The sequence below is a fragment of the Bdellovibrio bacteriovorus HD100 genome, assembly GCF_000196175.1.
GTDB lineage: Bacteria > Bdellovibrionota > Bdellovibrionia > Bdellovibrionales > Bdellovibrionaceae > Bdellovibrio > Bdellovibrio bacteriovorus.
Genome location: NC_005363.1, coordinates 703,827 through 719,562 on the forward strand (window position 1 = coordinate 703,827; position 15,736 = coordinate 719,562).

Here is a 15,736-nt window from a genome sequence, read left to right on the forward strand (position 1 = left end):
AACTTTTTAGAAAGAGATGCACGTTATGTTGGAGATTTCGCATTCGTTTCATAAAATTGATGAATCTGTTTTGGTGAAGTGTCAGGAGTCTTTGAAGTTGTTTTTGCAACGTAAAGAGATTGGCTTTCCGCAGGTGATGGAGCGTGTTTCTTTGTGGCAGCAGTCTTATAAAGTTGGGACTGAACTGGCGGAGAAATTTAAGAAGATTGTTATTGTTGGTTTGGGTGGAAGTTCGCTGGGGACTCGTGTCATTGCGGAAGTTTTCTGTGCTCGCAATATGTTCTTTGTCGACAATGTGGATGCTCTGGAATTTGAGACTTTGATTGAAGAGCTGGGGGACCTTAAAGAGGTTGCTTGGGTCTTTATTTCCAAGAGTGGAACTACGATTGAATCTTTGTGTGCTTTGGAGCTTGTGGATCAGATTTACACGGAAGAAAAACTGAATCTTCCCAAGCACAGTGTGGTTATTTCTGAAACCAAAGACAGCAGTTTGATGGCTTGGGCTCGCAAGCATTCTATTCCTACTTGTGAAATTCCTTTGGATGTTGGGGGGCGCTTCTCGGTGCTTTCTCCGGTGGGGATGATGCCGGCGGCGTTCCTGGGGTTGGATCTTGAAAAGTTCCGTGTCGGGGCGATGCGTGCCTTGAATGACACGGCGGTTGTGACTCAGACGATGGCGCAAGTGGCGCAAAGTTATCAGCGGGAAGAATGGATCACTCTGCTTTGGATTTACAATTCTCGTATGAAGTCTTTCGGGGCTTGGTATCAGCAGCTGTGGGCGGAGTCTTTGGGGAAACCTGAAACTCGTGCGGGGAAACCGGCTCCGCGTGTGAGCACGCCGATGTCTGCTGTTGGGGCTTCGGATCAACATTCGATTTTGCAGCAGGTGATGGAAGGAACCAAAGACAAGTTCGTTGTGTTCCAGCGTGTGGAAGAATCCGAGGCGGGTTCTTTGCGCATCAAGAAGGCTCAGTTCAAAGAAACTCAGGACCTTGAAGGTCGCACGATGGGTGAACTGCTGCGGGCAGAAGGTTTGGCCACGCAGGAGGCTTTGAATCAGAGTGGTGTTTCCACGATGACTCTTAAGACTAAAGTCCTAGATGAGCACTCTTTGGGTTACATGTTCATGTTCTGGCAACTTGTGGTTGCGGGGCTTGGAGATTACCTGGAAATCGACGCCTTCAATCAGCCGGGTGTCGAGCTGGGCAAGAGACTAGCGAAAGAGAAATTGAAGAAAGCTTGATTGTCAGGTGACGGGGGGAAGTTTTATACTTTTCCCTATGGCTCACAACGATGACAACTCAGACAACTTAGAAAAAACCAGTATTGTTGCCAGCGACACTTTCAAGGGTCGTCTTAAAGAGGCGGATGATGTTCCGCCGGCAATTGTTGTTTTGATCGGCCCTCCGGGCTACGTCGGTAAACAATATCCTATCACGGCCAGTGATATCGTCATCGGCCGCTCTGTGGAAAGCCAAGTCTACATTGATGATAAAAGTTTGAGCCGCTCTCACGCAAAGTTCGCTGTCAATGGCAGTGAAGTGTCCGTGATCGATTTGGGTTCCACCAATAAAACCATCGTGAATGGTCAGGTGATCCCACCCCTGGCATCGTGCCTTTTGAAAAACAATGACCAGATCAAAACCGGCAACGTGATCTTCAAGTTCCTTGAAAAAGGCAGCATTGAAGCCATGACCAATGCGGCGATGTACGATCGTGCGCAGAAGGATGCGTTGACGGGTGCTCATTCTAAGGGTGCGCTTTTGGACAAGGGACCTGAGGCGATGAAACGCGCTGAAGTTCTGAACGAGCCCTTCAGTCTTGTGACTTTCGATATCGATCACTTTAAAAAGATCAATGACAGCTACGGGCATCCGGGCGGTGACTATGTTCTGAAAGAACTGTGCCGTATCGTGATCACCAAGCTGATCCGCTCCAACGACTTCTTTGCCCGTTACGGTGGTGAAGAGTTTGTGCTGCTGCTTTCCGGTTCACCAAGCAAAACAGCTGGCGAAGTGGGCGAGCGTATTCGTCAGACGATTGAAGCCCATGACTTTACATTTGAAGGCAAGAAGATCCCGGTGACCATCTCCGTGGGTGTTGCCACCAAGCTTCCAAATGAAACCGAATGGACTCAAGTGTACGACCGTGCCGACAAGGCGCTGTACCAGTCCAAACAAGGTGGCCGTAACCGTACGACCATCGTCGCTTAATTTTAGTTTTTATCCCGGGGTTGGCTTCTTACAAGACTTTACTGAAGACACTCCAAACCTGGGATTCTTAAAGCCGCAGCCTAAAAAGTTGCGGCTTTTTTTCATATTACCTTGGTCTAGGGCCGCTTTGGCCAACTTTACAGTCCCTCTATATATAGACATAAAACTGCTGCCTTCCGTCAGCTCTGCTTAAAACTTAGTACAGGTTTTGATCCATAAGAAATGATTATGTGTGTCATAACAGAATGCGTAATTCCTAAGTTGTTTCATATATTTAGGGCCACTTTGACTCTTCAAAATCAGGCATCATCGTTGCATTAGTGAAAGAGTGTAGGCATCGCGGGTTTGGGGGCGAATTTACCGGGTGCTGGGGGGAGCAGAATGGCTCTTTCGGGAAAAAAATTCAGAACGTTAACCGAATTTAGACAGAAACGAGTCAAAGTATGGAGAGAGATCTAAACGTAACGGATCTTGAACTGGTAGAAAAAGTGAAGTCTGGCGACAGACGCTCTTTTTCCGAACTCGTGAAACGACATCAGAGAAGTGTGCTGCGTATGAGTTTGCGGTTCGTAAAGGACATGGACACAGCTGAGGACGTGACGCAAGAAGCGTTCATCAAGGCTTACGAAAAGCTGAACACCTTCGAAGGTCGTTCTTCTTTCAAAAGCTGGCTGTTCCAGATCGCCGTGAACACGGCACGCAACAAACTGCGTGAGTGGAAACGCGACACCGTGGATATCGACGATGTGCAATTGGCTGTAGATGCGGAGGCCGAAACTACACTCGTCCATACGGCGGTTTCTGACATACTTAAAAATGAAGTAGAGAAGCTGCCGTTCAAGCAGAAAACAGCCCTGGTTCTTCGTGTGTACGAGGACCTGAGCTTTAACGAAATCGCTGATATTATGGAGTGCCCATACGATACAGCGAAGGCGAACTACAGACATGCTCTGATGAAACTTCGTCAGACATTCGAACAGCAGGCTGAATTGAAGAACTGGACGGAAGAAGTAGGTGGCTTCTTCCTCGAGGTTAACCAAAGATTTGCGGAAGCAGAAGGATAAGAATCGATGGACAACGTGGACCGTATGGATCGCATGGATAAAGTGCGCAAAGGCCTTAAAGCCGCCGACGATATGGAACTGCCCATGAACGATGATTTCTTCGATCGTTTGCATGATAAAATCATGGCCGAGGTGGAAACCGTGGAAATCAAACCGGCTCCGGTATTGATGACGCCGCGAAATCTGCTTCGCTCTCACTGGCGAGGATGGCTTTATCCCGTCAGCGGCGTAGCTTCGTTGATGGCCTTCGCTGTTCTTTTGATGCCGCAGGTGTCAAAAGTAAACCAGTCGATGACCAGAGCCGGGCTTCTGAGCGACGGGCATGAGCGCATTGTCTCTGAGGCCCTTTTGTCCCCAGAGGAGATTTCCCAGACCTTGATCAGCACGCAGAGCGAATCTGACTTTTTTATGGACGTAGCTCGCGAATCATTCGAAAATTTATCTGTAGATAAATTCAATAAAATCATGGGTGAAAGCGGACGCTAATCACCCTGACTCGGGTGAGACAACGTGCTGCTGAAGACTCTGTTCCCAATATTCCTAATATGTCTAAATTCGGCTTTCTCCGTGGCTGTAGCTGCGGAGAAACGCAATCAGCTGGAAGAGCTTCTGATCTGGAAGATGAGTGATGAGCTGAAGCTGAACACTTCTGACGAAAAGAAATTCACTGAAATTGTCCGTGACATCAATAAACGCAAAGCCCAGTTCAGCCAGGAGCTGCAGGCCTCCGTCGACAAAATGAACAAGGCGACCACGGCAAAATCCAAAGATGAAGAGCTGACCCGCTATCGCAAGTCTTTGCAAAGTTATGGTCGAATGAATGAAGAGGAGTTCGACAAGCTCAAGCCCCTGTTGGGACCTGAGCGTATGGTGCAGTATCTGCAAATTAAGCAGGATCTGACCAACCGGATTAAAACGATGCTGGCGAATCCAGAGGCCACTCCCGGGAAAGCCGCCAAGCCTTTACCTTCTCCAAAGCTGATCGAAGAAAAATAACCAGCGAAATAACAAAAAAGCCGTCATTAAGACGGCTTTTTCGTTTAGAAGATTTCCCAACCGGAAATGACATCAATCCCAGAATCACAGGGTTGAAACTGGTAAGGGCAATGAATCAGCGCCTTGAAGCGCTCGTCATTGCCATCGTCAAAGACAAACACCCCTTGAGAGGTGCCGTCGTTGGCGCGGTACATTCCCTTAACGGCAGCATAGCGGCCCTTGGAATCCCGGGCGATGATGGAGTTCGGGCACTGATCCAGATTGTATTGTTCAATTTTGAAATCATAACTTTCAAACTGAGAAACCTGGTTGCGGGCTAGAGTGGTGATACGGCCATCCTGGATCTGCAGCGGTTGCAGGATCTTAAAGTTGTTCACGTTGTCGCGGGATTGTGCTGGTCCATAAACCACACAAGCCATAACCAAAGCACTTGTCACTAGCGACATTGCTGACCTCCATAGCGGGATGTTTCACCCCAACGCACCGCCGGGCTCCAGCGGGCATCGGCGACCAGATGGCCGTCGATCATTTTTAAAAACAATTCCCAGGCGTTGTTGGCGGCAAAGCCCGTCATCACATGACAAGCCATCAGAACCTCTTTGGCGTCCTTGATGTCGCCAATCGCACTAGGCACGTCATAGTTGTTCTTGCGCCAGTGCATCAGATCGTTCAATTGCCCATAGGCTTCGCGCAGGCGGGCATCGCGACGGTTGGTGGAGTGTTCATCCAAAAGGCCTGCAGACGGGCAACGGCCTCCGGCATCACGCACGGCCTTCCACGCGGCATTCACAGCGTCCACGCGGCCTTGCCACAGATTGCAGATGCTTTCCACGACCACATCAATACGCTCGTCGATTGTCGGCGGGCGCAGGCGCAGTTCTTTTCTGATACCTTCATGCCATTGATATATTTGCTTGCGGGTGGGACGGCCATAAGAAGTCCATCCAGCCATTTCAAACTGCTGATTGTTCGGCGCAGGTGAAGCTGCTGTTTTCCAGATGCGGAATCCCCCCAGACGGCTGATTGGCCAAGTGTAGGGATTGCGAGTAGTGATCAATTCACGCACCTTAGAGGGTGTTGTGGAATACAGTGAGCGGATGAAACCGTTTTCATTCACATCGATGATCATTTCGGCATGTCCACCTCGGGTGCCGACGATGTTTTCTTCTTCCGGTGTCAGGGTCGGATTCAGGAAGATCGCACCAGGGCGCACGAATTCACGTTGGATTGCCACTGGAACCGTGTCATGGCCCAGCGTCTGGGTGCTGGTCAGATCTGAAACCAACTGGATGAATTTACGAACGCGGTCTATTTCAGGCAGGCGATCCCAGTTGGTCATGGAGTTGGTCAGGCTGCGCTTCATGTTTTCAATATTTGTAAAGGCCACCGGCAAAGAGTTTGCATAGGCAAAGATAATACGGGCCGCATAGACTGCATCGGCGCAGTCTGTGGAAATTCCATACCAAGGGTTCTTAGGGTTTGAGAATATGTCGGCCTTGAAGTTTTCAACCACCCATAGGGAATAGCGGTCTTCCTGAGCCTGAGACCACACGTTCTGGGAACTCCAGACCGCAGCTTGGGCCATCAGTCCGGTTGACATTATCAGAGCAATCAACAGCGCTTTCACGTTCACACCTAGAAGATATCGACGGCGAGTTCGATCTCGTTATCAGTCAGCACATTTGAGCGAGGTGCGGCAGAGGCTTCTTTGAATTCGAAAACCACTTCGCAGAACTTCGGAACACGCTGTGGCCAGTTGGCGTTTAGTACCATCACATTGTCACGGAAGGTGCCGTCAAAAGCCGCCCAGTTCGTGGTGTAAGAATAATCAACTTGCATGCTGTCGCCGGGGCTGACTTGATTTTCCTGCCGAGCATCCAGACGGCTGGATCTTAAATCGCAGGAAGTTGTCACGCGGTAGTAAAGATTTGCTGCCGCCGTGTAGGCATTGGCAGAATTTCGGACGTTGGCCGCCAATGAATAGATTCTCTCGCTGAGATCGTCCTCATTGCTGTTGCCGTTGCCATTTCCATTTCCGTTGTTGCCATTGTTTTTGCAGTTCCCGTAGCCATGACCGCCGCCATTGCCATTGTTGCCTTTGCATTGATACAAGGGCCCCAGGTAACAGACGTGAACTTTGTATCCCACACCCATGGTTTCATAGGAAAAAGACATGTTCAGCCGGGTGATACGAGACAGCCACTGATTACCGAAAGAAAACAGCTGGTTTGTGCTGTCGTCGAAGGCCAGACCCACACTGCGGTTGCGCCACGGAGAAGTCGCCGGAGAGTTCAGATCCACGTAATCCACGCTGCCAGAGAATGAGCCTGGCGTCGGGCTTTGAGGCCACGCTGTGCGAGTCACGTTGCAGACGAAGATGTCGTCAGAACTGGATGAAACAGAGACGTCCACGGCAGCAACAGCCGGGATGGAAAATGCGGCAAGCAGGATCGTCAAAAGTGCTTTCATGGTTACGGCTCACATCTGTAGCGAGGCAGGGTTTGAACTTGTTTGTTCATCACCACGCCAGCAGGGGATTCTTTAATGACACGGATATCGCTCAGGTCGAAGTTGCCGCCCTGACCCACTTCACCCACTGTGAATTCAGCAGAAAAGCGGTTCCAGAACTTTTGTTTTCCGGAAAGATAGCACTGACCGTGGCTTGGGTCGCACAGGCGTTCATAGTAAGTCGGCCACAGGCGTGTGGCACCCAGCTTTTTGAAATACCCCAGGGACATGTCCAAATCGGAGTTCAGATCCCCGGAAGAGATGTGCGGAAGCCCCGTCAAGCGCGGCAAACCAAGCAGGTCTGCCAGCGGCTGAATAGATTGAATCTGATCCAGACCGGCAACGCCGTTGGCGGCCTTCAGGTCAATCAGGAACTGTTCAGCGCGATTCAGATAGATATAGAAATCCTCGAACGGATCAATCATGGTGACGACGACTTTGTAACGTTCGCCTTTCACGAAATTAAAACCATCAATGCTCTGTTGCGGGAAGCGCATCAGGCCCTGCCAGTTGCCCTGGATCGTGCCACCGCTGTTCCAGCCGTCAATGTAGGTGGTTTTCTGTGATCCTATTTTATAGACTTCAACTTCAGCAGCCACCGGAATGTTGTAAGCCGAAGGCGCTGTGCAAAGGCCGGCTTGATTGCAGAACAACGGCTGTTTGTTATCCACAGATAGATACATGTTCAGGTCCACGCGTTCTTCGCCCGCCTGGCGGAACTGAAGATCGCCGATATTAAATTCTGCATTATAGGTGGTTGGGAAGCGGGGAGCTTCCAGTCCCACATCCTCACTCAGTTCCATCATGTTGGCAGGGGCCTGCAAGGTGAAGCGGTAACGTGAAGAGCCGATGGCCGTCACGTCCGGGCTCAAACCCGAATCATCGCCTGCAACATAAGAATTCAAGGCGGCTTCGATGTCGCCGAACTCAAGTCCCAGTTCCTTCATTTTTTCCGGATTTGCGCATTCGGGTTTTAAACCCATGGTGAGGGAAAGATTATAGCTCGGGTTGATGGTCAGGAAGCAGTATTCGCCTTCCATCTGCACCATGCTTGGTCCCTGAGCCGTGGTTTTGCAATAGTCCTGGTTGGCTTTGTAGCGCAGAGGACGGCCGTTGACTTCGGCCACAGTCACGAAGGCACATTGTTGCAGGAACTTGTGCTGTCTTTTGACCAGAGATTTCTTTTGATTGTGATCCATCGGCTTGCTGAAAATAGGATTTTCAATTTTGCAGATGTTTTCGTCCGGTAGATCACCATCAAGGGAAATATCCGCCACGTCAGAAACATCACTCGGCATATAGACGCCCTTGGAAAGCATCAGGAAGCTGCCGGCACTTTCAGTGCACTTGTCGATCATTTGCGGAAGAATTGTGGATCCGTCACCATCGCCATACACACGGATCGGTGGAGCGGACTCAAAGTTCACCGCGAAATTGTGTTTCATATCGCGAGAAGCGCGGCAGGCGAAAACTTCGCCTGCCAGCATAAATACAACCCCTGAAAGGACCAGTACCGTGAGATTTTTGAATTTCATTATCCGATCCTTTCAGAGACCAAAGAGGGTGATTAGTTCACGCTTTCTTCGATTTTAGTGTAAGTACACATTTCAGCGCCGTGACGCTGCCATTTTCTCAGGTTCTTCAAAGCAGCTGCATGGTTCGTCTCTTTGAAAACATAACGTACGCGGCAGAAGCGTGGAGTTTTTGTGTTTTGGTTGATCCATGTGTTGTAAAGGTCTTTAGCCGCGCCAACAGAAGTTGGTTGGTTAGTACCAGTGAAGAAGTCACCACCACCGTTTTGTGGAGCATTCCAGTTGGAGAATTTCGCTTCGTTATCCAGTGTGTTGTACTGGTTGGCGTTGTTGCGGGCGAATTTGAAAGTGTTCAAACCTTGCAGGTCGCACACAGTGTAGGACTCAACAGTCAAGCCGGACAAAGTCGTGTACTTGATGTTTGGAGTCATGTTCAAACCATCACGACCGTGCTCATAGCCTGGGCCGTCTGGATTGTTGTCGCCTGGATTTACGCCAGTAGCAACGAAGTCAGTGGCAGAAACCTGAGCCAACAAGCTGAAGTTAGCTACAACGTTGTCTTCGAAGTACTCAATTTGAGGGCCACGGTAGCAGATGTCCACGAAGTACTCAGCACCGTAAAGCTCGGAACCAAGGTTGAAGCTCAGTTCTTTGATACGGTTTGCGAAAGCGTCATCATGGCTTACCAATGTAGCATAAGTGCCCTGACCCGCTTGGCGAGTAGCTGCAGTCCAAGTTGTGTTCCATTTAGCATCGCCTTGGTTCCAAGTGCTGTAAGAACCTTTCATGTAGTCCATCAGGTACTCACCACCGTTGTCGTTAGTACAAACGCAACGAGTGTGGCAGGTAGCATCAGTACAAGTGCCAGCAGTACAAGCGATCTGAGTGTCTTCGAAGTAGCACGCCTTGTGAGCGGATGCGTTGTGCTTCAAACCAGCGTTACATGCATAGATGTCCGGACCGGAGCTGAAGGTTTTGAATTTGAAACGCAAAGAGATTGCGTTCGCGCTTTGTGCAGAGATCAATAGCATAGCTACTGCTGCAAATTTCATCAAGTTAGTCATTGTTTTCTCCTTTTGATCTAACGTTCATTATTAAGGCTTACTGTTTACTTTAATTTCACTGCTGTTTCCGGTTTCAACTTGAGGGTTGTACTCCATGACATACATTCCCTGGTCGTATTGGCCGGCCCCGTCACAAACGATGAATTTGATTCGGGAGGGTTCCTGAAACTTGTTTTTTTCCAGGACAATCAGCGGCTGGCCGGAGCCCGTCGGGCAAAGCCCCTGGAATCTGGCCAGTACTTCCTGATTGTCGATGGCTGAATAGAAGTTGTAGATGCTTTTGGCGGCCACAAAGACATGATCCTTAGTGAACACTTTGGCCACTTCAGTCTGTGGCAACACGCGCTGAGTGGTGCGATAAAGGCGGTCGATTTCAGTGAACACCGTGCGCAGGATCGGATTGGTCGTGCCCAGGCAGTTGAAGCAAAGCTCCTGCTCTTTCCAGCAGGAGTTCTGATTCTTGCACACTTCCTGGCACAGAGTTTCGTCCGGACGGCAGTAAAGGGTGACAGTGTCCTGGAACTCACCGCGAGGACCTGTGCCGACAGCGGATTCAACCGACCAGGCAAAGGCCGCTTGGACATTCAGCAAAAGTGTCAGGGACAACAAAATGGATTTCATTATTTCCCCATCGCTCTTCTGCAGGATTTGTGGAATCCGTACATGGAATGTGTTCTGAAGTTTTCAACTTTGCGCTCGTTGCAGGTGAAGCGAATGACCGCTTCGCCTTTGCACAGGTCTGACTTGATCCAGGCTTCTTTGGTGTCAGAGGGTGGCCATTGGCTGTCATCATCTTCGCGGATGTAAACTTCGTTGACCTTGGTGTTGTAGGCTTTTTCAAAGACATCGGCGGCTTTTGCGGCACAGCTGTCTCGGAAGCATTTCAGGCCTTTGCTCAGCTGATCCACACAGTGTGACGGGATCTGGCCGTATTTTTTGTAAACTTCGGCGGCGTAAGCGGCATTCACTTCCCAGGACTTCGGGATGTTCACCTTGTCTTTTTTTGCAGAGAAGTACTTCTGGAATGTTCTGAACAGATAAACCACGAACTTCGCAGGATTCACGACGCCGAAAGTGGAGCTGGAAGCCGCGGCCACTGCCGTGAAGTTCAAGGTACAGCCGCCGCAGAATGAACGTGCCGTTTTGGTGCCTGTCGCGAAGTCACTTGGATTGTTGGAAACCACTTCGTTGGACTGCTTGGAATCACAATAGTTCACAGTCAGACCCGAGAAGGAATAGAAATTGTAGTTCTTGATGCCATTGTTGTTCAGGGAAACCGCGCAAGGAGCACCCAGCAAAGGCCCGAAGTCCGCAACCAAAGAGGTTTGCATTTTGGATTTTTCGACACGCGGATCAAATTTGATTTTGCCGTCTTTCACCAGTTGGTTGAAAGAAGCCACTTTGGGTGCTGTGAAGTTCACATCCACGTAAATTGGCAGGATATTCCAGCCAAACAGCGCCGTGTTCGCCAGATCGACCATCAGCACTTTGTTCATGCGCTGGGTCTGGAACCAAGGATCGTACATTTTGCAGGTTTTAAGCTCAGAATAAGGATTGAACAGATTCGGATCCGAGGTTTTGCCTGCCAGTGGCACCAAGGCGTCGGCATAAGTGGAAACCGCATACAGGTCCACCATGCTTTTCACCATCAGGCGAGTGCAGTCCACAGAACTGTAGCAGATTGCCTGGGCGCCTGCCACAGACTGGTTGTTCCAGGACAGCAAAGGCTGACTGTTGAACGCTGTCGGGATGAATTTGGCTTCTTCCGGATTGGCCTGAAGCTGCATCATCTCTTTGGCCCAAGGGGCGAAGCCGGATTTGTTCACGGTGTAGCCGGACTTGTTCCAGTAGTTTTGTTTTTCAAGCTCGTTACAGAATGGCAGAACCTGAGATGAAACCGCGTTGAAGAAATTCACGTGCTCCTGCAAAGAGCGGCGGTCCGAGTACTGCATCTGAGTCATGTTTTTAAGTTGAGCGATACGGTCGATGTCAGACTTCAGGAAGTCCAGCGTCTCGTCACCAGCCAAGCGGATCTCGGTACACATGTAGTACAGTTCATTCATCATGGCTTCGTTGCCACGATGAGTGCTGATGTCTTTGGAAACCACGGTGCTTAGCACCGCCGCCCCCAGCTGATCCTGCAGCAGATTCAGATTTGTGATGGCAGCCTGATACTTGGTTTTCATCAGGGCGCGGGACTGGATCACATTTTTGCGGAAGTTCGCCAGCCACTCTTGGGCGCTGTCGAAGGACTGGGTACCCAGGAAGTCATTGTTCACGCCGCGAACGCCTTTTTCCAGCATTTCAGCTTCGGTGCCCACAGGGACAGTGTCGAAGTGTTCAGGTGTCGGGCCGCTGATTTTAGCCAGTTCACGGATGCTGTTGGAGGAAAGATATTCGCTGTCACAGGAAGGTTTGGTCATGCTCTTGCAACCGTTTGGTGTGAACATGATGGACTCTTCAAGAGCTATGGAGCGGAAGATGCGACCGAAAGACGGGCTGAGTTGCTCGACTTCGTTGGTGTGTCTCCAGGCCCAGGAAAGATAGATTTTCAAACTGTTCCAGAAATCGAAACCTTGTTGCGCCAACGAGTTCGGGTTGGTTTCCCAGTCGATCTGCAAAGTCACGAAGCGGTTGTTCAGTTTGTCGTCGGCATTAAAGCAGCCGGTGATGTAGTCAGCTTCGTTCAGATATGCCAGAGCGATATCCTGAAGATTGGCCTGATTGACCTCCGGATTTTGCAGGTGTCCCTGCAGCGCCGAGAATTTTTTGATGTAATAGCAGCCCAGACGGTCCTTGGAGGCATGCAATGGGAAGTTTGCCTGAGTGAAGCTGTCGAAGGCCAGCAGATCGGCGCGTTTTCCAGCGCGGGCCCAGATTTGAGAAAGGTAATCGTTCAGCTCAGAGCAGTTTCCGCCGCTGGCTTCGCAGCTGCGGTTGACCTGCAAATACTTCGGAAGATTTGCAGTTTTCAGATTCATAGGCAGCACCGGAAGCTGCCCACGGATCATTTTGTTCATAATGTTCAGGGTCATGTAAGCGACAGAAAGACGGAATTCTTTCATCGCCTTGTTGCTGTATTCCTCTGTGTTCAGGCCGCGCAGTTTGGCAACCGAGTTCGCAGTTTTTCCGGCGTTGTATCCGTCAATCATGATCATGATGGAAGACGTCGGTTTTTCAGAATCCAGCGCGCACTGAGCGCGGTTGGTGAATTTCAGAGGACTCAGGAGGCTTGTCTGATGGGCTGGCACTTCCGCGCGGCTTAGAACCGGCAGGGTGAAGGCCATCAGTAAAGTTCCTAGAATGAGTTTGTTCATGAGTCCTCTGTGTTTCGTTGACCGGGTTTAGTTCAGGGCTTTGCAGTTATCGACTTTGTTCAACATGGTTGTGTAGAACAGAATCACAGTTTGGTCTGCCGGGGAGAAGTTGCGCTTTGTAGAGCCGTCAGCGTTCACCATGTTGTACATGTAAGTGTTCACGAAACGATAAACAGAAGGAGTCACGCGCAGAGTGGAGTTACAAGAGTAGTTTTTGTAAGTCACAGTGATACCTGCGTAGTAATCACCACCGTTGTTGGTGGAGTTCTTGCTGTCGCCGATGTAGAAGTTGTTGCCGCCGCTGTTTGGGTTGTCGCCGTAGCCAACCTGGAAGCTCACTGTCCAGCCTTCGCCGTGACCATCAGTTCCTACGATAGAGCAAAGGTTTCCTCTGCAAGCCACTGCCATTTCGTTTTCGATTTTTCTTTGGATCTCTGCTTCTGTGTAATGTGGGTTTGGACGTGGATCGTAGTCGGGGCTGCCACCGTCAAATTCATCAGCGTGGACAGTAAGGGACATTGCCAGTGCTACAAGGGCAGCACCAAGGAACTTCAATTTCATGTTGTCTCCGGTTTCTTTGTGACTTGTCAGGGTCCTGTTACGTTCTGTTGCTTCCTGACAGCGTTTTTTTAAAGTGAGCGAGTTTTAGTCGGTTTCCTCGGGTTCCGCTAGGGGAGACACACTGCGTGTGTAAAGAATTCGTCAATAGATCTAAAGCAACACATAGCCCGAATGGGCTATAAGAGATTTGGGTGATTTTCAATTGTTGATTTCTTAACTTCGCCTTGCGGGCCTTAGACAGAAATTTAACCGTAGTTTTACGCCGTTAGCGCAGCACCAGATGGAAAAAATCAATCTTGAGTGATTTTTGCCTAAACAGGGAGCTATCTAAAACCCCTGTTTTTGAAGGGTTAACCCTTACGGGTGAGACAGCATTTTTTTGAGTTCTGCGGACGGATCTTTGGCTTTTTCAAGCCCTCGGCAGGCTTCAATGAAGGAAAAATAGTTGCGATCCCTTATTTCGTACAGCTTTTCGAAGTCACTGAGATCTTGCATGTAGGTGCGATACACCAGCAACCGTGCATTGTTCAGTTTCGCATCGGCGAATTTTTTGTAGCTGTCGGTTTTCAGGTGAGGCACGATTTCAGAGGAGAATTTGTTTTGGATCTGTTGAATCCGCTGCGCCCGTTTTTCTTCGGATCTTTCGCTGGCGGGAAGTTCCTTGTACCATTTTTCCAGCGCATCCAGCTCTGCGGAAATGAATTTCGAAAACACTTTGCTGTCGTCATTTTCTGACTGAATCAGCTTTAGCGTCGGAGAGTCCGCACCTTCTTTTTTCAAATAGAAAAGCTCAGCACCTTTGTTACCCAGAAAGGTGGCCAGACGCTCATTGAAGTCGGCAGAGTTTTTAATATACAAAGTCGCGTGCACAGTTTCATGAATGATCGTGTTCACCAGATCGTAGTCATCATAGCGAAGCATGGAGCTTAAAATCGGATCATTGAACCAGCCCAGAGTGCTATAGGCGGAAACGCCGCGCATGTAGGTGTCGAGGTTGTCCTGTTGCAGGGACTTTTCCTCTTCTTTGGCATCGTCTTCGTTGAAGTAGCCCCTGTAGGGCATTTTGCCCATAAAAGGATAGGACCACTGGTGGTGTTTCAGTTCCCATTTCGGAGCCGCGCTGACCACATAGGTGACATAGGGGCGGCCCAATTCCGCGTAAGAAGTGTAGTTCTTGGTGGTCTTCAGATGCAGTTCAGTTTCGGCAAAAATGCGGGCTTCCTGTGCCAGCAGCAGCTTTTTCTTTTTGTCTTCAGCCAGTTTGGGATCTTTCAGCGCTTCCTCGACGGGGACGCGGCTGTTCATAAGTTTCATCTGGCCATAGCCGGACTTCATCAGATAGCCCATCTGGCATCCGCTGTTCAGCGTCGCTACGGCAAGAAGCACCAGGGCAAGTTTCAGCCTCATAGCGCCCAGGTGACGCCGGCACGGATAGAGCTGTCGTCGGTTTGCAGGCCATCACCGATCGGTGTTTTCCAGACGTCATAGCTCAGTTTGATACCAAGTGCTTCCGTGACCTTGATTTTCAAGCCCACGCCATAGCTGGGAACGGTGACGGATTCAGGTTCGATGGTGTAGGTGTCCTGTCCTTCGATTTTGATTTGCTGATAACGGCTGATTTGAGCGCCGCCGCCTTTGATGTACGGCTGGAACAGGGCGGTTTTGTCGGCGAATACCAGAATCAAATCCGCGCCCAGGATCTGGGATTTTTGTGTCGTCGTACGTCGGGCGTCCGACGGACTGGCTTTTTCTTCGCGCAAGCCTGTGGCGTCGGTGTAGCTCAGCTCCAAAGCCAGGCGCTCCAGGAAATAAAGAGAAAGAGAGCCGGTGATGGATTCAGAGTCGAAAGAGTTGTCTTTGTCGAAGGTGGTGGTTTTTCTTCCGTAGGACAGACCCAGTTCAGTGAACAGTGCATAAGCGGGCAGAGAGGTCGAAATCAAAACGGCCAGTAGGGTCAAAGATAAAAACTTCTTCATTCCCCCATACTAGCAAGGTTGAGTGGCGAACGACATGAATTCGGCCACACTCTGGACTAAAGCTCCTGGACCGGGTACAACCAAGGTATGGCTGACAAGGTTTTAAAATGCGGGCTGCCCTCGGATGAAGGGGAGCTTAAAAAGATTCTGACCCCTGAACAATATCGCATCATGGTTGAAAACGGCACTGAGCGTCCGTTCCAGAATGCCTATTGGAATCATCATGAACAGGGCATCTATGTGGATGCTATTTCCGGTGTGCCGCTTTTTTCCAGCGATGACAAATTTGATTCCGGCTCCGGCTGGCCCAGCTTCACCCGCCCCATCTCTGCGGATGCGGTGAAAGAGATTGCGGATTATTCCCACGGGATGACGCGGATTGAAGTGCGGGCCTCTTCGTCGAATTCTCACTTGGGGCATGTGTTTGATGACGGGCCGGCGCCCACGGGTCTTCGTTATTGCATCAATTCGGCCTCGTTGAAATTCATTCCGCGCAAAGGTTGAG

Annotated in this window: 16 protein-coding genes; 6 read left to right on the forward strand and 10 right to left on the reverse strand. The window is 50.1% G+C overall.

The features are described from left to right. Positions 1-25: 25 nt before the first annotated feature. The 5 genes from BD_RS03400 (at position 26) to BD_RS03420 (ending at position 4,273) form a co-directional block, all read left to right on the forward strand. Positions 26-1,243: a glucose-6-phosphate isomerase gene (locus BD_RS03400; RefSeq protein WP_144313924.1), complete on the forward strand. Its 1,218-nt coding sequence runs from the start codon at positions 26-28 to the stop codon at positions 1,241-1,243. A gap of 37 nt (positions 1,244-1,280) precedes the next feature. Further along, entirely contained in the window at positions 1,281-2,213 is a 933-nt protein-coding gene (locus BD_RS03405) for a diguanylate cyclase (protein ID WP_041583460.1), read from the forward strand. A 443-nt stretch (positions 2,214-2,656) separates the two neighbouring features. After that, positions 2,657-3,277 (forward strand): RNA polymerase sigma factor, encoded by a 621-nt coding sequence (locus tag BD_RS03410; RefSeq protein WP_011163302.1) that lies wholly within the window; start codon positions 2,657-2,659, stop codon positions 3,275-3,277. Positions 3,278-3,283: 6 nt separating this feature from the next. Next, a complete protein-coding gene (locus BD_RS03415) occupies positions 3,284-3,763 on the forward strand; it encodes a hypothetical protein (protein WP_011163303.1) in 480 nt (159 codons plus the stop codon). Between the two features lie 81 nt (positions 3,764-3,844). Beyond that, positions 3,845-4,273, forward strand: coding sequence for a hypothetical protein (locus tag BD_RS03420; protein ID WP_048349700.1), 429 nt, complete (start codon positions 3,845-3,847; stop codon positions 4,271-4,273). 44 nt (positions 4,274-4,317) lie between these two features. Here the strand turns inward: BD_RS03420 and BD_RS03425 are convergent, their stop codons facing one another. The 10 genes from BD_RS03425 to BD_RS03470 form a co-directional block, all read right to left on the reverse strand. Continuing rightward, complete coding sequence (locus BD_RS03425; protein WP_231839272.1) at positions 4,318-4,719, reverse strand: hypothetical protein; 402 nt, start codon at positions 4,717-4,719, stop codon at positions 4,318-4,320. Next, positions 4,710-5,873 (reverse strand): hypothetical protein, encoded by a 1,164-nt coding sequence (locus tag BD_RS03430; protein WP_231839273.1) that lies wholly within the window; start codon positions 5,871-5,873, stop codon positions 4,710-4,712. Before BD_RS03430 ends, BD_RS03425 begins: the two co-directional genes overlap by 10 nt. A 35-nt stretch (positions 5,874-5,908) precedes the next feature. Further along, complete coding sequence (locus BD_RS03435; protein ID WP_011163307.1) at positions 5,909-6,742, reverse strand: hypothetical protein; 834 nt, start codon at positions 6,740-6,742, stop codon at positions 5,909-5,911. Between the two features lie 2 nt (positions 6,743-6,744). Beyond that, positions 6,745-8,316, reverse strand: coding sequence for a hypothetical protein (locus BD_RS03440; RefSeq protein ID WP_011163308.1), 1,572 nt, complete (start codon positions 8,314-8,316; stop codon positions 6,745-6,747). A gap of 32 nt (positions 8,317-8,348) precedes the next feature. Next, complete coding sequence (locus tag BD_RS03445; protein ID WP_011163309.1) at positions 8,349-9,377, reverse strand: hypothetical protein; 1,029 nt, start codon at positions 9,375-9,377, stop codon at positions 8,349-8,351. Between the two features lie 30 nt (positions 9,378-9,407). Beyond that, positions 9,408-9,998: a hypothetical protein gene (locus tag BD_RS03450; protein WP_011163310.1), complete on the reverse strand. Its 591-nt coding sequence runs from the start codon at positions 9,996-9,998 to the stop codon at positions 9,408-9,410. After that, positions 9,998-12,694 (reverse strand): hypothetical protein, encoded by a 2,697-nt coding sequence (locus BD_RS03455; RefSeq protein ID WP_011163311.1) that lies wholly within the window; start codon positions 12,692-12,694, stop codon positions 9,998-10,000. Before BD_RS03455 ends, BD_RS03450 begins: the two co-directional genes overlap by 1 nt. Before the next feature lie 27 nt (positions 12,695-12,721). Then, positions 12,722-13,255: a hypothetical protein gene (locus BD_RS03460; protein WP_011163312.1), complete on the reverse strand. Its 534-nt coding sequence runs from the start codon at positions 13,253-13,255 to the stop codon at positions 12,722-12,724. A 357-nt stretch (positions 13,256-13,612) separates the two neighbouring features. Further along, positions 13,613-14,662, reverse strand: a complete 1,050-nt coding sequence (locus BD_RS03465) for an aminopeptidase (RefSeq protein WP_011163313.1) — start codon at positions 14,660-14,662, stop codon at positions 13,613-13,615. Next, the gene (locus BD_RS03470; protein WP_011163314.1) at positions 14,659-15,231 is read right to left on the reverse strand and encodes an outer membrane beta-barrel protein; all 573 of its coding nucleotides are present in this window, start codon (positions 15,229-15,231) and stop codon (positions 14,659-14,661) included. The genes BD_RS03465 and BD_RS03470 overlap by 4 nt, the downstream gene beginning before the upstream one ends. Positions 15,232-15,318: 87 nt before the next feature. On the opposite strand from BD_RS03470, the gene msrB reads away from it, so the two are divergent. Then, positions 15,319-15,735: a peptide-methionine (R)-S-oxide reductase MsrB gene (msrB, locus tag BD_RS03475; RefSeq protein WP_011163315.1), complete on the forward strand. Its 417-nt coding sequence runs from the start codon at positions 15,319-15,321 to the stop codon at positions 15,733-15,735. The last annotated feature ends 1 nt before the right edge of the window (position 15,736 follow it).

Excerpts from the sequence above, each read along its gene's own strand:
- BD_RS03400 (WP_144313924.1), top strand. The coding sequence starts at position 26 with ATGTTGGAGATTTCGCATTCGTTTCATAAAATTGATGAATCTGTTTTG.
- BD_RS03405 (WP_041583460.1), top strand. The coding sequence starts at position 1,281 with ATGGCTCACAACGATGACAACTCAGACAACTTAGAAAAAACCAGTATT.
- BD_RS03410 (WP_011163302.1), top strand. The coding sequence starts at position 2,657 with ATGGAGAGAGATCTAAACGTAACGGATCTTGAACTGGTAGAAAAAGTG.
- BD_RS03415 (WP_011163303.1), top strand. The coding sequence starts at position 3,284 with ATGGACAACGTGGACCGTATGGATCGCATGGATAAAGTGCGCAAAGGC.
- BD_RS03425 (WP_231839272.1), bottom strand. The coding sequence starts at position 4,719 with ATGTCGCTAGTGACAAGTGCTTTGGTTATGGCTTGTGTGGTTTATGGA.
- BD_RS03430 (WP_231839273.1), bottom strand. The coding sequence starts at position 5,873 with ATGTCAACCGGACTGATGGCCCAAGCTGCGGTCTGGAGTTCCCAGAAC.
- BD_RS03435 (WP_011163307.1), bottom strand. The coding sequence starts at position 6,742 with ATGAAAGCACTTTTGACGATCCTGCTTGCCGCATTTTCCATCCCGGCT.
- BD_RS03440 (WP_011163308.1), bottom strand. The coding sequence starts at position 8,316 with ATGAAATTCAAAAATCTCACGGTACTGGTCCTTTCAGGGGTTGTATTT.
- BD_RS03445 (WP_011163309.1), bottom strand. The coding sequence starts at position 9,377 with ATGACTAACTTGATGAAATTTGCAGCAGTAGCTATGCTATTGATCTCT.
- BD_RS03450 (WP_011163310.1), bottom strand. The coding sequence starts at position 9,998 with ATGAAATCCATTTTGTTGTCCCTGACACTTTTGCTGAATGTCCAAGCG.
- BD_RS03455 (WP_011163311.1), bottom strand. The coding sequence starts at position 12,694 with ATGAACAAACTCATTCTAGGAACTTTACTGATGGCCTTCACCCTGCCG.
- BD_RS03460 (WP_011163312.1), bottom strand. The coding sequence starts at position 13,255 with ATGAAATTGAAGTTCCTTGGTGCTGCCCTTGTAGCACTGGCAATGTCC.
- BD_RS03465 (WP_011163313.1), bottom strand. The coding sequence starts at position 14,662 with ATGAGGCTGAAACTTGCCCTGGTGCTTCTTGCCGTAGCGACGCTGAAC.
- BD_RS03470 (WP_011163314.1), bottom strand. The coding sequence starts at position 15,231 with ATGAAGAAGTTTTTATCTTTGACCCTACTGGCCGTTTTGATTTCGACC.
- msrB (WP_011163315.1), top strand. The coding sequence starts at position 15,319 with ATGGCTGACAAGGTTTTAAAATGCGGGCTGCCCTCGGATGAAGGGGAG.